Origin of the sequence: Klebsiella sp. DY2415 (genome assembly GCF_026314315.1) — a bacterium.
In the GTDB taxonomy this organism is placed as follows: domain Bacteria; phylum Pseudomonadota; class Gammaproteobacteria; order Enterobacterales; family Enterobacteriaceae; genus Klebsiella; species Klebsiella ornithinolytica.
This window is the reverse complement of sequence record NZ_CP111115.1, coordinates 2970481-2983741: the sequence shown is the minus strand read 5'-3', so window position 1 is coordinate 2983741 and position 13261 is coordinate 2970481. Positions and strand designations below refer to the sequence as shown.

Annotated in this window: 14 protein-coding genes and 1 pseudogene; 8 read left to right on the top strand and 7 right to left on the bottom strand. The window is 55.9% G+C overall.

Annotation, left to right across the window (positions count from 1 at the left end; all coding sequences use genetic code 11):
* The first annotated feature begins 83 nt into the window (after positions 1 to 83).
* Positions 84 to 1532 carry an aldehyde dehydrogenase gene (aldA, locus tag OQV00_RS14075; protein WP_048024321.1) on the top strand — a complete coding sequence of 483 codons (1449 nt, stop codon included), beginning with the start codon at positions 84 to 86 and terminating at the stop codon, positions 1530 to 1532.
* Between the two features lie 72 nt (positions 1533 to 1604).
* Here the strand turns inward: aldA and gap are convergent, their stop codons facing one another.
* A complete protein-coding gene (gap, locus tag OQV00_RS14070) occupies positions 1605 to 2603 on the bottom strand; it encodes a type I glyceraldehyde-3-phosphate dehydrogenase (RefSeq protein WP_180553931.1) in 999 nt (332 codons plus the stop codon).
* A 250-nt stretch (positions 2604 to 2853) separates the two neighbouring features.
* On the opposite strand from gap, the gene OQV00_RS14065 reads away from it, so the two are divergent.
* Positions 2854 to 3189, top strand: a complete 336-nt coding sequence (locus OQV00_RS14065) for a gamma-glutamylcyclotransferase family protein (RefSeq protein ID WP_015584451.1) — start codon at positions 2854 to 2856, stop codon at positions 3187 to 3189.
* A 72-nt stretch (positions 3190 to 3261) separates the two neighbouring features.
* Here the strand turns inward: OQV00_RS14065 and OQV00_RS14060 are convergent, their stop codons facing one another.
* Positions 3262 to 4290, bottom strand: a complete 1029-nt coding sequence (locus OQV00_RS14060; protein WP_004861392.1) for an LLM class flavin-dependent oxidoreductase — start codon at positions 4288 to 4290, stop codon at positions 3262 to 3264.
* A gap of 302 nt (positions 4291 to 4592) precedes the next feature.
* Between OQV00_RS14060 and OQV00_RS14055 the strand changes: the two genes are divergently transcribed.
* From OQV00_RS14055 to OQV00_RS14040, 4 genes are all read left to right on the top strand, one after another.
* On the top strand, positions 4593 to 5447 hold the full coding sequence (locus tag OQV00_RS14055) for an AraC family transcriptional regulator (RefSeq protein ID WP_048024320.1): 855 nt from the start codon (positions 4593 to 4595) through the stop codon (positions 5445 to 5447).
* Positions 5448 to 5501: 54 nt separating this feature from the next.
* On the top strand, positions 5502 to 5912 hold the full coding sequence (locus OQV00_RS14050; RefSeq protein WP_015584449.1) for a DUF2000 domain-containing protein: 411 nt from the start codon (positions 5502 to 5504) through the stop codon (positions 5910 to 5912).
* A gap of 279 nt (positions 5913 to 6191) precedes the next feature.
* Positions 6192 to 7109 carry a M14 family metallopeptidase gene (locus tag OQV00_RS14045; protein ID WP_071359378.1) on the top strand — a complete coding sequence of 306 codons (918 nt, stop codon included), beginning with the start codon at positions 6192 to 6194 and terminating at the stop codon, positions 7107 to 7109.
* A 231-nt stretch (positions 7110 to 7340) separates the two neighbouring features.
* Positions 7341 to 7628, top strand: coding sequence for a hypothetical protein (locus OQV00_RS14040; protein ID WP_224050026.1), 288 nt, complete (start codon positions 7341 to 7343; stop codon positions 7626 to 7628).
* 130 nt (positions 7629 to 7758) lie between these two features.
* On the opposite strand, the gene OQV00_RS14035 is transcribed toward OQV00_RS14040, so the two are convergent.
* A complete protein-coding gene (locus OQV00_RS14035) occupies positions 7759 to 8652 on the bottom strand; it encodes a cation diffusion facilitator family transporter (RefSeq protein ID WP_015584446.1) in 894 nt (297 codons plus the stop codon).
* Between the two features lie 156 nt (positions 8653 to 8808).
* Between OQV00_RS14035 and OQV00_RS14030 the strand changes: the two genes are divergently transcribed.
* On the top strand, positions 8809 to 9498 hold the full coding sequence (locus tag OQV00_RS14030; RefSeq protein ID WP_004861411.1) for a VIT1/CCC1 transporter family protein: 690 nt from the start codon (positions 8809 to 8811) through the stop codon (positions 9496 to 9498).
* A gap of 276 nt (positions 9499 to 9774) precedes the next feature.
* Here OQV00_RS14030 and OQV00_RS14020 read toward each other — a convergent pair whose 3' ends face one another.
* Positions 9775 to 10830, bottom strand: coding sequence for an SDR family oxidoreductase (locus OQV00_RS14020; RefSeq protein WP_099843447.1), 1056 nt, complete (start codon positions 10828 to 10830; stop codon positions 9775 to 9777).
* Positions 10831 to 10927: 97 nt separating this feature from the next.
* Here OQV00_RS14020 and OQV00_RS14015 point away from each other — a divergent pair, with 97 nt between their 5' ends.
* The gene (locus OQV00_RS14015) at positions 10928 to 11815 is read left to right on the top strand and encodes a LysR family transcriptional regulator (protein WP_015584444.1); all 888 of its coding nucleotides are present in this window, start codon (positions 10928 to 10930) and stop codon (positions 11813 to 11815) included.
* 45 nt (positions 11816 to 11860) lie between these two features.
* Here OQV00_RS14015 and OQV00_RS14010 read toward each other — a convergent pair.
* The 3 genes and pseudogenes from OQV00_RS14010 to OQV00_RS27155 form a co-directional block, all read right to left on the bottom strand.
* Positions 11861 to 12199: pseudogene (locus tag OQV00_RS14010) on the bottom strand (DUF1294 domain-containing protein); the annotation flags it as partial.
* A gap of 303 nt (positions 12200 to 12502) precedes the next feature.
* Complete coding sequence (locus OQV00_RS14005) at positions 12503 to 12775, bottom strand: hypothetical protein (RefSeq protein WP_015584442.1); 273 nt, start codon at positions 12773 to 12775, stop codon at positions 12503 to 12505.
* Between the two features lie 80 nt (positions 12776 to 12855).
* Positions 12856 to 13032: a YnfU family zinc-binding protein gene (locus tag OQV00_RS27155; protein ID WP_213894586.1), complete on the bottom strand. Its 177-nt coding sequence runs from the start codon at positions 13030 to 13032 to the stop codon at positions 12856 to 12858.
* Between the last annotated feature and the right edge of the window lie 229 nt (positions 13033 to 13261).

The window sequence follows — 13261 nt, the reverse complement described above, 5'->3', positions numbered from 1 at the left end:
CCGTCTGCTCTTAGCGCGGCGTGTGGGTAGATTTTTAACAAATAAGTTACTTGTTAAAAACACTAAATCTACAGGAGCAGGCCATGACAGCACCCGTTCAGCACCCGATGTATATTGATGGTCAGTTTGTGGTTGGGCGCGGCGACGCCTGGATCGATGTACTCAACCCGGCAACGGAAGCGCTGCTTTCCCGTATTCCCGATGGCACGGCTGAGGATGCCCGGCGGGCTATTGAGGCGGCAGAGCGCGCGCAGCCTGCCTGGGAGGCGCTGCCGGCGATTGAGCGCGCGGGCTGGCTGCGGAAAATTGCCGTCGGCATTCGCCAGCGCGCGCAGGAGATTGCCGCGCTGATCGTGGCGGAAGGGGGCAAAATCCAGCAGCTGGCGGCGGTGGAGGTCTCATTTACCGCCGATTATCTTGACTATATGGCCGAGTGGGCGCGTCGCTATGAAGGCGAAATCGTCCAGAGCGATCGGCCAGGAGAAAACATCCTCGTCTTCAAACGCGCGCTGGGCGTCACCACCGGAATCCTGCCGTGGAACTTCCCGTTCTTCCTGATCGCCCGCAAGCTGGCGCCAGCGTTAATTACCGGTAACACCATCGTCATTAAACCCAGCGAATTTACCCCCAACAATGCCGTCGCGTTTGCGCAGATTGTCGATGACATCGGTCTGCCGAAAGGGGTATTTAATCTGGTGCTGGGCCGCGGTGAAACCGTTGGTCACGAGCTGGCGGCCAATCCCAAAGTGGCGATGGTCAGCATGACCGGCAGCGTCGGCGCGGGCGAGAAGATTATGGCCGCCGCGGCGAAGAACATCACTAAAGTGTGCCTTGAGCTGGGCGGCAAGGCGCCAGCCATCGTGATGGATGATGCCGACCTTGAGCTGGCGGTAAAAGCGGTGGTGGATTCCCGGGTCATTAACAGCGGGCAGGTATGTAACTGCGTGGAGCGGGTCTACGTACAAAAAGGCATTTACGATCGATTTGTAAATCGCCTGGGCGAAGCTTTAAAGGTGGTACAGTTTGGCGACCCGGCTACCCGGGACGATATCGCCATGGGGCCGTTGATCAACGCCGCCGCGCGGGAACGCGTCGAGCAGAAAGTCGCCAAAGCGTTAGCGCAGGGGGCGCGTCTGGCGCTGGGCGGCAATGCGGTAGCGGGCCGCGGCTATTTCTATCCGCCGACGCTGCTGCTGGACGTACGCCAGGAGATGGACATCATTCATGAAGAGACGTTTGGCCCGGTGCTGCCGGTGGTGGCGTTTGACACCCTGGATGAGGCGCTGGCGATGGCCAATGACAGCGACTATGGCCTGACCTCCTCGATCTATACCCGGGATCTGAATGTGGCGATGAAGGCGATAAAGGGGCTGAAGTTCGGTGAAACCTACATTAACCGCGAGAACTTTGAAGCGATGCAGGGCTTCCATGCCGGATGGCGAAAATCAGGTATCGGCGGTGCCGACGGTCGTCATGGGCTGAATGAGTATCTGCAGACCCAGGTCGTCTATTTACAGTCGTCAGCGCGGTAGTCGCCAGCGCCGGTTCCGGCCGGGCGACAAGCGGATAGCCGGGCTATCCGCTTTTTTTCGTCGCCGCGATGGCTAGCGGGCAAATTTATCCAGTACGCGGATGAGCTGGGTGACAAAACCGTACTCGTTATCGTACCAGGCGACGGTTTTGACCAGCTGAACATCGCCGGCTTCGGCGACTTCAAGCTGGGTGGCATCGTAAACAGAGCCGAAATGGCTGCCGATAATGTCGGAAGAGACGATCTCTTCTTCGGTGTAGCCGAAGGATTCGTTGTTCTCCGCCGCTTTTTTCATCGCCTGGTTGACCTCATCGGCGGTGACTTTTTTCTCCAGGATGGAGACCAGTTCGGTGACTGAGCCGGTTTTGGTCGGCACGCGCTGGGCGTGACCCTTCAGCTTGCCGCTGAGCGCAGGAATAACCAGCCCGATGGCTTTCGCCGCCCCGGTGGTGTGCGGGATGATATTTTCTGCCGCCGCGCGCGAGGCGCGTAAATCTTTCCCCCGCGGGCCGTCAACCAGCGACTGCGTGCCGGTGTAGGCATGAATAGTGGTCATGGTGCCGAGCTTAATGCCGAAGGCGTCGTTGAGCACTTTGGCCATCGGTGCCAGGCAGTTGGTGGTACAGGAGGCGACGGAAATGATGGTGTCATCGGCGGTCAGGGTATCGTCGTTGACGTTATAGACGATGGTCTTCATGTCACCGGCAGGAGCGGAGATCAGGACTTTTTTCGCCCCGGCATCGAGGTGCGCCTGCGCCTTCTCGGTTGATGTGTAGAAGCCGGTACACTCGACAATCAGTTCTGCACCCACCGCTTTCCACGGAATATGCCGGGCCTCTTTCTCGGCATAGACGGTAATTTTTTTGCCGTTCACGATGAGCGCATCTTCGGTAAAATCAACGCTCCACGGGAACGGCCCGTAGTTAGAATCATGTTTTAACAAATAGGCCAGCACTTTCGGTGAGGTCAGATCGTTGATCGCCACCACTTCAAGCGGGCTGTTCACTTCCAGTAAACGGCGTAATACCAGACGTCCGATACGACCAAAGCCATTAATCCCTAGTTTGCTCATGTAAAGCCTCCGATAGGATGGTGAGTGAGGTTGAGGGTATAAGACACTCCAGGCATACTCTACTGATGGTGAATCGGCAACCCGGAAAGTCGCTCCATCTGCTAAGCGGTTGAAAAACACTACAGAAAAATTAATGCATTCTCTGCCGCGGATTATCCGCGTTTCCCGCATCTTGCTAAGCGCCGTGTTCCCTCGTATTTTGAACCTTTTCACCGCCCGTCGGGCATGAGTGACTTTGCGACGAGGAATCATGGAACGCTTATTTGTTTACGGCACGCTGCGTCCGGGCCAGGAAAATGCCCCCATTCTGGAAACTATCGGCGGCGAGTGGCTGCCGGGGTGGGTGCACGGCACGTTTTATGCGCGCGGCTGGGGAGCCGCTGCCGACTTCCCGGGTATCGTCCTTGATAAAAACGGTCCCCGGGTCGACGGCTATCTCTTTACATCGGATAAACTTGCCGCGCACTGGCCGATGCTGGATGAGTTCGAAGCGGGCTACGACCGCGTGGCGGTGGAGGTGACGACGGTAGAGGCGCAGCGCGTGACCGCGTGGATCTATCAGCTTCAGCCGCCACTCCGCCCATAATTCATCCCGGCGGTCTGCACCGGGCCATGTGCCCCGCCAGCCGGCGGCGGGCAGGGCGTGGAGAGGGCAAATTTATTTGTCGCGCCAGCCCATTGCCGGCGCCACATGCCGCAGGATGGACTCGATGACGTGCACGTTGTAATCGACGCCGAGCTGGTTCGGCACGGTCAGCATCAGCGTATCCGCCTCGGCAATCGCCTCATCCTGCTGCAGCTGGGCAATCAGCTTGTCCGGTTCGGCGGCGTAGCTGCGACCAAAAATTGCGCGGGTCTTCTCATCGAGGAAACCGACTTTATCGCTGTCGTCATGGCTGGAGCCAAAATAGCGCCGGTCCCGATCGTCCATCAGGGCAAAAATGCTGCGGCTAACCGAGACGCGCGGCGTCCGCGTATGCCCGGCCTGCGCCCAGGCGTCGCGATAGGCACGGATCTGTTTTGCCTGTTGAATATGGAACGGTTCGCCGGTTTCATCGTCTTTTAAGGTCGAGCTTTGCAGGTTCATCCCCAGTCTGGCGGCCCACTCCGCCGTCGCATTCGAACCGGCGCCCCACCAGATGCGGTCGCGCAGACCCGCGGAATGCGGTTCCGGGCGCAGCAGACCCGGCGGGTTCGGGAACATCGGCTGCGGATTGGGCTTCGCAAAGCCTTCGCCGCGCAGGACGTCCAGCAACACCTCAGTATGCCGGCGCGCCATATCGGATTCATTTTCCCCTTCGCCAGGGACGTAACCGAAATAGCGCCAGCCATCGATGACCTGCTCTGGGGAGCCCCGGCTGATACCCAGCTGCAGGCGCCCGCCGGAGATCAAATCCGCGGCGCCGGCATCTTCGGCCATGTACAGCGGGTTTTCATAGCGCATATCGATAACGCCGGTTCCTATCTCAATACGCCGGGTTCTGGCGCCGATCGCCGCCAGCAGGGGAAACGGCGAGCTGAGCTGACGGGCAAAGTGATGCACTCTGAACCAGGCGCCGTCAGCGCCCAGCTCTTCAGCGGCCACCGCCAGATCGATGGATTGCAACAACGCGTCAGCGGCAGAGCGGGTAGCGGACTGCGGCGATGGCGTCCAGTGACCGAATGACAAAAATCCAATCTTTTTCATGACGTCTTTATCCTGGTTTGCAGGGAAATGTTCAGTAGACGGGCGCCGGCCTCGATAATCCTGCCGGTTCTCGTTGGGCATAATCACTACTTTACGTATTCCCTGAGGAGAATAAATCACGTTTGTTTAACATAATGCATCAAATAAATTGATTGAAACGGGGCGCCGGCGCCCCCGTCCGGGAGCGACTGACTGGTGCGATGCGCCGCCGATCCCCGATAATATGTGGCGCATTTTAGGCCAATTCGCCGCGCAGTTCCCTGTTAAGCTTATTGTCTCGCCAACGTTGTCAGAGTGTGATGATGTCAGAAAAAACGCCGCCGGCGACATCCGGCGATTGGATCGACTTTCGCCGGGATACCGCGACGGGGATTGAAAGCGTCAACGCGCACTTTAAAGGCCATGCTTACGACAGCCATGACCACGAGGAGCTGCTGGTAGGGGTGACGTTACAGGGTTCCCAGCGCTTTAGCTGCCACCGCGCGGTGCATACCAGTACGCCGGGAAACGCGATCCTTATTGAGCCGGGCGCAGCGCATGATGGCCATGCCCCGCAGCCCAGTGGATTCACCTATGCCATGCTCTACATCCCGCAGCGCTGGATGTCCGACAGTCTGGATCAGCGCGGCATGGGCGATATTTCTCTGGTGGAGGCCGCTTTTCGCCATACGCTGACCGCCGATCGCGAATTGATCGTGGCCATCTCGCAGGCGTTTGCGGCCATTCATTATGGGGAAGGTCGGCTGGCGTGTGATGAGAGCCTCGATCGTCTGGTGGCGCATCTGACGCCGCACGTTGCCGTAAAGCCAGCAACGGCGATGACCGATTCCCTGGTCAGGATGAACAGGGTCCGTGAGTATCTGCACGACCATCTTGCCTGCAATACCGGCCTCGATGAGCTGGCCGAGATCAGCGGTATCGACCGGTTCCGCCTGAGCCGGCAATTCAAGGCGGCCTTCGGACAGACGCCCCATGCGTATCTGGTCAGGCTGCGCCTGCGCACCGCGCGACGACTGCTGGCTGGAGGCCTAGCTGTGTCGCAGGTTGCGGCAGAGACCGGTTTTGCCGATCAAAGCCATTTAGGTCGCTGGTTCCGACGCGCCTACCGGATGTCTCCGGTTGCCTTTCAGAGCCGCTGCTCAAACGTTCTATCCTGATGCCCCGTTCCTGCGTGAAGATAGCCTTTTCGCGGTACAGACAGGAGTATTTTGATGACGTTTGACACTAAGATTGCCTATATCGTGCGCGATGATTTAGCGACATGGCAGCGACTGAACGTGGTGGCATTTCTGGCGACGGGGATTGCCTCTGCGGCGCCCGAGATCCTCGGCCAGCCCTATATCGATGCACTGGGCCGGCAATATGGCAATATGTCTGGCCAGCCCATGCTGATCTTTGAGGGCGGGCTGGAAAAACTGCAGGTCGTGCATCGCAAAGCGCTTGAGCGGGAGGTGACCATCATTCCCTACATCCACGCCATGTTTGCTACCGGGTATGATGAGGCCAATCGTGAGGTATTTATGGCCGCCGATGCGGAGAATCTGGATCTGGTCGGGCTGGGGATCCGTGGCCCGAAAAAAAAGGTGGATAAAGTGATCAAAGGGCTCTCGCTCCACGGTTAGTTTACCTGCTGTTGATACGAAGGCGGGTTGCCCCAGGCCACAGCTTTCCGGGCGGCAGGAACAGCGTCCGCCTCCGTATTGATCCTGCTTTGGCGGAAAATCGCCTGTTGACCTGCCTTCAGCCGCTGTTGTCCTTGCGGCGATCTGTGCTTTAATTCAGAGATGGCGCAATTAGCCAACGGCCTGATTGCCCGAGATGTTTTCATCGACGGTTCCGGAAGGTGCGCTGCATACCTCTCTTCCCGCACCCGATACTCTCTTTTATTCTCTGAGTGAAATATGACCCTGAATCAGTTTTATCCAATCGGTACCCCGGGGCAACCCTGGACAGCAGACGAAATACAGCAGTGGCGGCAGAACCAGACGCGATCCAGGAGCTATCAGCGCGATGTGTCAGATGTCCTCGATGGCCTGAAGCACCGCTTCGATGTCATTCAGTATGGCGAATTGCGTTACGCCGATGATGTTTACCCGTTGAGAGCGGTAAAATCAAAAAACTGGGACGATACTCTGCCGGTGGCGCTCGTGACGGGCGGCGTCCACGGTTATGAAACCAGCGGCGTGATGGGCGCCCTGACGTTTTTGACGGAATATCAGGATGAGTATGCGGGAAAAATCAATCTACTGGTTGCTCCCTGCGTCAGTCCCTGGGCCTATGAGCGTATTTCCCGTTGGAACTACGATGCCGTCGATCCTAACCGGCAATTTTTCCCGGAGGGCGCAGCGGAGGAGTCCCAGGCATTGATGAGGCTCATTTCGCCGTTGAAAGGTCGGTTCGCCGTTCACGTTGATTTGCATGAAACGACCGATACGGACGAAAGCGAGTTCAGCCCCGCGCGGGCTGCCAGAGACGGCGTGGCGTATAAACCGGAGAATATTCCTGACGGTTTCTATCTGGTTAGCGACGAGCGTAATTCAAGGCTGGATTTCCAGAGTGCGTTGATTTCCGCAGTTGCGCAGGTGACGCACATTGCTCCGTCGCTGCCCGGCGAGACCGTGCTCGGTTATCCGGTCATCGGCCAGGGGATTGTTGAGTATGACAATAATGCCTGGCACCTGTGCTCGACCATGACCGGCGCGCCGTTTACCACCACAACCGAAGTCTATCCCGATAGCGCGAAAACGTCTCCGCAGGAGTGTACCCGGGCGCAGGTAGTCACCGTCCGTCGGGCCATCGAATTTGCATTGTCACACTGAGTGATCAGATCGGGCAGATATTGCCCGGTCTGCCTGCGGGTCTTCTGATTCGTATTTATCGAACGGTCGTTTCGCAAATTACAGGTTGTCATCACAAAAATAAATCTGTCATTATAATAATTATTGTTTGCTATTCTCTATGAATTTAAATGGTGGCTTTTGACTATGTCCGTAGGGTTGAGCTGCGGTTATTTAAGTCAACCATTAAAGATAATAAACAGATAATGAATTATGATTTCAGGTGTTCATATTTCTATATTTGTAATGGCTGTGGTTCAGTTTATATTTATTGTCCCAATTAATTTTTTTATTGCGTGGGACTGTTGGTGTCTGGGCGATTTGTTATACGCATTAATCGCGGGCGCGCTGTCTACAGTTGGCGCGGCCATTTCTATACAGACCCTGCGCTTGCTGATCGCCTCGCGACAAGAGGATTATCCTTATGCAAATGGCGAACGACAGCAATGTCCAGGCACCCCCATGCCGCGCCATGAAATCCCGGATGAGCAAAAGTCCTGAGCGGTAAGTTAACGGCGCTGACGGGATTTCTGTGCAGCGGATTCAGATACCCCAGGAGCCTGCGCCACACGCCTCGGAAAGGCGGTGCGAGGAGCAGACCTGAGCGAGCCTGCGTCTACACCCCGCGATGTCACGTTGCGACTGAACATGGATCAATATGAACCATGACATTCAGTACCCCGTGCTTGTGTAAAACCCGTTCCCGAGCCGCCACCGCAATGTCATGGCCATCCCGGACGGAGAGATGCTCCGGCACTTCCAGATGCACATCGACGAGGATAAGATCTCCCACTTTTCGCGTTTTCAGATCGTGAAGCCCGGCGACCCCCGGCGTTGACAGAAGAAGCGCTTTGATTGCATGTTCCTTGTCGGTATCCACCGCGCGGTCCATCAGATCGTGCATCGCGTCAGCGGCGAAAGAGTAGCCCATGCGCAGTATCAGCAATCCGACCACAAAAGCCGCCGCCGGATCAAACCAGGGGTAGCCGGCCAGCGTCCCGGTAATACCAATCGCGACAACAACCGATGAAGCGGCATCTGAACGGGCATGCCATGCATTGGCCATCAGCAGAGAGGACTGGAGACGGATGGCTACCCTGCGCATATAGCGGAACAGCGTTTCCTTAATAGCGAGCGCGGCAAGCGCGACCCACAGCGCGGTCACATGTACCTCAGAGAGTGATGCAGGGTGCAGCAATTTTCCCGCAGCCGACCACAGCATACCGACGCCCACGGCGACCAGCATCATTCCGAGAATCATTGACGCACCGTTCTCGTATCGCCAGTGGCCGTAATGGTGGTCGCTGTCCGAGGGTTTACGGCTCTTTTTATTTGCCAGCAGCACCACCACATCTGCCACTAAATCAGAAAGAGAATGAATACCATCAGCAATTAAACCCTGAGAGCCAGAAAATATACCGCTAAGAATTTGCATGAACGACAAAATAATATTTACCGCGGCGCTGATTAATGTGCTTTTTTGTGCGGTGGCTGAACGTTCATGATACCCATTATCATTTCGCATAAAACTGTCCGTTTAAATAATTCACCTCAGGCACTGGATTATACTGGCGTAATCTTAATGGAAGGTTAATGATAAAAGAATAAGTTATGAGTGAGGCGGTTTTTATATATCTGTCATGCCAGGATGACTCATTTCCCGATCGAAAGGAAAACCACTATGCATCTGGAACGACACAGTATCGGCAAAGTAGGGTGGCTGAGAGCGGCAGTGCTGGGGGCGAACGATGGCATCGTGTCGACCGCCAGTCTGGTGCTCGGGGTCGCCGCAGCGGGCACTTCGCCGTCGGGTATTTTACTCGCCGGCGTGGCTGGGCTGGTTGCGGGCGCCATGTCGATGGCAACCGGCGAATATGTTTCCGTCTCATCGCAGGCGGATAGCGAACACGCGGCGCTCAGTCAGGAGAAAAGAGAGCTGGCGGCAAATTATGAGGAAGAGGTGCAGGAACTGGCTTCGCTGTACAGGCAGCGCGGACTGGAGTCGGCTCTGGCATACCGGGTCGCGGAACAGCTTATGGCGAAGGATGCGCTGGACGCTCATGCCCGGGAAGAGCTGGGGCTGACGGAGACAAATTCGGCGCAGCCGCTGCAGGCCGCGATGTTTTCAGCGTTCAGCTTTTCCGCCGGCGCGCTGTTGCCGGTCATCATCGCATGGCTAGCGCCGGCAACGCTGGTTTTTCCGTTCGTTATTCTCTCCACGCTTTTTTCGCTGGTTATTCTTGGCTATATCTCATCGACTGCGGGCCATGCGTCACCGATGAAGGCAATAATCAGAATCACTTTCTGGAGCGCAATGGCCATGGCTTTATCCATGGGGGCCGGTTCTCTCGCCGGTCAGGCCATGGCCTGAATGACCATTAAGCGATAAAATTGAGAAAATATTCAGGTCGTCAGATAGCACTGCACTGGCTGGTATTACTGCTCATCGTAATCACTTACGCGGCGCTGGAGTTTAAGGGGATTTACCCTGAATACTGCGAATGATGCCGGGAAAACATCGGGACTAAGCCGGTAATCTGCCCCTTCACCGGCTGGTGCCGGGAGAGCGTCGCGCGCAACCTCCCCCGGTGACCGTTCTCCGGCACAGGCCGGCGCGCTGCGGTTTTTATTTCAGCGCCACGCGCTTTCAGGGGATAATACGTGCCTCTCTCAGCTGCGTGAACAGACTGAAAAACATTTCGTCGGTTGCCTGCATCCGAGGGAAGCCCGCCCGGCGCAGCTTACTGCCATCGCCAAACATGTCGTCATTCCAGCTAAAGACGAAATCGGCAAAATTGCCGTCGCTTAACCGTAAAAGTTCCGGCTCCACCAACCGCTGTCCGGCAAGGTCGCGCCATTGCGCGCCATAGTCCTTAAATAACTGCTGAAAGGAGAGCCTGACCGGCGGGGCGACCTCCAGTGCGAACCAGCGTGCGATCAGCGGCCATAGTTCGCTCCAGCGCCAGACGTCACCGTTATTGACGTTGAAAGCCTGATTCTGCGCCTCGGGGGAGGTGGCTGCCCACAGTGTCGCTTCTGCCAACAATCCGGCATCCGTGAAATCGACGATGCTGTGCCAGGTCTGTGGCGAGCCGGGAAAACGCAGCGGCAGATTCAGAGCCCGGCACAGCGAGGCGTACAGGGCGATACTCAGGGCAAGATTCATGGTATTGCCCGGCACCGCGCTACCCACCACGCCAGGCCTGATGGCATTCCAGTGCCACGTTTTACCTCGTTGAAAATGGCTGAGCCACGCGAGCTGGGCGGCGTTAAATTCAGCGCCAGGGACGCCAGGATCGCTTTCACGCGCCGGAGTTTTAAACGGTCCAAGATGCGCGCCATAGACCTTGTATCCTTGCATCAGACTGACCGCTTGCAGCGGAGCCCTGTGCTCGATTTGACTGACCAGATTACGCAGCATGGTGACGTTCGGGGCAACCATCTCCGTCCAGTTTGCAGCATTCACCCAGGCACTATAAAAAATATGGGTGATATCGCTAAGGGGCCGCAGCGCCCGCGCGCTGCCCGCGGCATCGAGTAAATCAACCTCGACCATCGGAATGCCGTCAGGGTGGGAGAGGGCATGGCGGCTCAGTCCGATGACCTCCCACCCATTGCGCAGAAGCGTTTTGACGAGCTGGTTGCCGATAATGCCGTTGGCGCCGGCGACCAGCGCGACTTTCTGTTGTTGTGTCTTATTCATCGTGTTTCTCCAGGGAAGGTGACGGAAACAGTGTGATATATTATTTTTTTCCCACATATCCCCTGAAACTGATGGCACTTATAAGCAGAATCATTAAATGAATAATAAGCTCAATGCGATAGCCACTTTTTTACGCGTAGCCGAAGCGGGTTCCTTTTCTGCGGCCGCCCGCCAGAGCGGGATGAAGCAATCTGCTGTCAGTCAGCAGATTGCGGCCCTTGAAGAGTCGCTTGGCGTGGTATTGCTGCATCGTACTACGCGGGTGATGGCGCTGACCGGGCAGGGGGAAATCTACCGCCGTGATATGCAGCTTTTGCTCGAGGCCATGCGGGAAGCGGAAAGGCGGTTGAACCCTGGCGATCATCAGTTTCAGGGCCGGGTACATGTGCAGTTGCCGAGCGGTCTGGGACAGATTTTTATGCCACACCTGCTGGCGCTGCAGAAAGAGAATCCAGGTTTGCATCTGATGCTGTCACTGGATGACCGCATCGCCGATCTGGTTACTGAAGGGGTAGACGTCGCGCTGCGGCTGAGCCATGAGCCGCCGCAAGCGCATGCGGCGCGCGTGCTGGCGCGTATTGAAACGGCGCTCTTTGCCGCACCTGATTTTACACCGCTGCATTCCGTCAACGAGCTGGCGATGCATCCGCACGTGCGCTTCAGCGCTATCCCGCTGGAAGCACCGCTCCGCCTGGTCTCGGGTCAGGATGCTGTCGATGTGAAAGTGAATACCGTTTTCCGGGCCAACACCAGTGAGGCTCTGCGACAGGCGATTGAGTCAGGCCTCGGGATCGGCGGCATGCAGCTCCCGCTGGCAGCCAGGGCGGTACAATCCGGCAGGCTGGTGCCGGTATTACCCGCCTGGCGCTTACCTGACCGCTTCCTTTACGCCGTCTATCCCGACGCCCGCTTTATCCCTCAAAGGGTCAGAAGCATCATCAGCGCCATCGAATCCTTACTGCCTGACATTATGGGCAAAATCTGAAGGCGAGGCACTCGCACTGGGGAAAACCGAACGGGAAGCGGTCGAAGAAGAGAACGGAGAGAACTGATAAACCGCCAGCGTCGCGAGAATACTCAATATCACGCTGATGATGAAGTAAGTTTTAAAGGGCTGTTTTTGCGTTTTATGGCGGAACACCTGTTGACCGACCATCGCGCCAGGCCATCCGCCCACAAAGCCGAATACCAGCAAGGTAGATTCTGGCACCCGACGCCAGGCTTTGCGTGCCGCCATTTTATCCATGCCGTAAATCACCAGCGTCAGTACGCTGACCAGCAGGAACCACGTGATATAAGGATGCGGAGTAAACAGACTCCCGGTCGCCGCGCAGACGAGGAGTAAATAACAGAAGCGATTGAGATTCATACCATTAGCCAGCAGCGATCGGTGAACATAGAGGGCGAATTATACGCATCACGCGGCCAGAAGAAACATTTGCGGATGGCCTTCACCGCAGGTTGTCTCTCTGGACATCAGTCAGCGCCACAAACAGGATTCCTCCTTTCAACCAACGTGTTAAGGTGATTCAGACAATTTATGCACTCAGTCAGGCCGAGGGACGGCCGCGGCGCCGGGTGAACCCGGTCGGCAAAAACGGAGGACTCAGTGTCGGTTTAATGGCACCTGTTTACAGCGCAGATGTTATTTCTGGTAACGGCTTCATTAATATCAAAAATATTCAATAAATTGCCTGGCGGATTCTTTTTCATCAAGATATTCAAAGCCGAGCAAACGAATTTTCACACGGTTGTAAAACCATTCGTTCTCCTGCCGTTGAATCATTTCTCCTGGAAGGAAACATAGCCCTGTCGCTGCCCGAATAATGGCATATTTACCATTGTTAAACCTTACCCTATGGATGCAGAAAGGCTGGTTCACTTCGCCAGGATGACGGCTGGCAAGAATATCGCCTTCAATAAAAACATCTTTTCTGGTTTTCATAAGCCTTTCCTTTATTACGCTGATAAAACAGGTATGTTGCTGTTTTTAAAGAGTTGCGCTTTAAAGTGCTGGTGTGCTGCTCAGCCGCCAATACACCAACACTCTGAGGGGCGGAATAATAATCCGCATTGCGGGCATTGCAGAATCGCATCTTTGCGTAATTTACCGGCCTTCTGGTCTGCGATGCAGGAACAGGCCGGGCAAGTGACATGCACCGGTCTTTCTTTGAAATGTCTGATTCCACTGGTGTAAGACATAAATTAATTCTCTGAGGGAGGTGTTATTTATTATACGCCTTTGTTGACTATTATTCTTTTTATTATATTTCTCTGCTGCAGAGGGTAAAAGCGAGCCGTTAACGCATATTGGTACAGCAACACGCGGTGGGGAGAAATTTATAAGGAAATCATATTGTCTCACCGCCGTTAACCGGGTTAACCAAATAACAGCCGGATAATTTCTCGATTCAGCGCGCGATGAATAAGG

Excerpts from the sequence above, each read along its gene's own strand:
- OQV00_RS14030 (WP_004861411.1), top strand. The coding sequence starts at position 8,809 with ATGCATCTGGAACGACACAGTATCGGCAAAGTAGGGTGGCTGAGAGCG.
- OQV00_RS14015 (WP_015584444.1), top strand. The coding sequence starts at position 10,928 with ATGAATAATAAGCTCAATGCGATAGCCACTTTTTTACGCGTAGCCGAA.
- OQV00_RS14060 (WP_004861392.1), bottom strand. The coding sequence starts at position 4,290 with ATGAAAAAGATTGGATTTTTGTCATTCGGTCACTGGACGCCATCGCCG.
- OQV00_RS27155 (WP_213894586.1), bottom strand. The coding sequence starts at position 13,032 with ATGTCTTACACCAGTGGAATCAGACATTTCAAAGAAAGACCGGTGCAT.
- OQV00_RS14050 (WP_015584449.1), top strand. The coding sequence starts at position 5,502 with ATGACGTTTGACACTAAGATTGCCTATATCGTGCGCGATGATTTAGCG.
- aldA (WP_048024321.1), top strand. The coding sequence starts at position 84 with ATGACAGCACCCGTTCAGCACCCGATGTATATTGATGGTCAGTTTGTG.
- OQV00_RS14065 (WP_015584451.1), top strand. The coding sequence starts at position 2,854 with ATGGAACGCTTATTTGTTTACGGCACGCTGCGTCCGGGCCAGGAAAAT.
- gap (WP_180553931.1), bottom strand. The coding sequence starts at position 2,603 with ATGAGCAAACTAGGGATTAATGGCTTTGGTCGTATCGGACGTCTGGTA.
- OQV00_RS14020 (WP_099843447.1), bottom strand. The coding sequence starts at position 10,830 with ATGAATAAGACACAACAACAGAAAGTCGCGCTGGTCGCCGGCGCCAAC.
- OQV00_RS14040 (WP_224050026.1), top strand. The coding sequence starts at position 7,341 with ATGATTTCAGGTGTTCATATTTCTATATTTGTAATGGCTGTGGTTCAG.
- OQV00_RS14005 (WP_015584442.1), bottom strand. The coding sequence starts at position 12,775 with ATGAAAACCAGAAAAGATGTTTTTATTGAAGGCGATATTCTTGCCAGC.
- OQV00_RS14035 (WP_015584446.1), bottom strand. The coding sequence starts at position 8,652 with ATGCGAAATGATAATGGGTATCATGAACGTTCAGCCACCGCACAAAAA.
- OQV00_RS14045 (WP_071359378.1), top strand. The coding sequence starts at position 6,192 with ATGACCCTGAATCAGTTTTATCCAATCGGTACCCCGGGGCAACCCTGG.
- OQV00_RS14055 (WP_048024320.1), top strand. The coding sequence starts at position 4,593 with ATGTCAGAAAAAACGCCGCCGGCGACATCCGGCGATTGGATCGACTTT.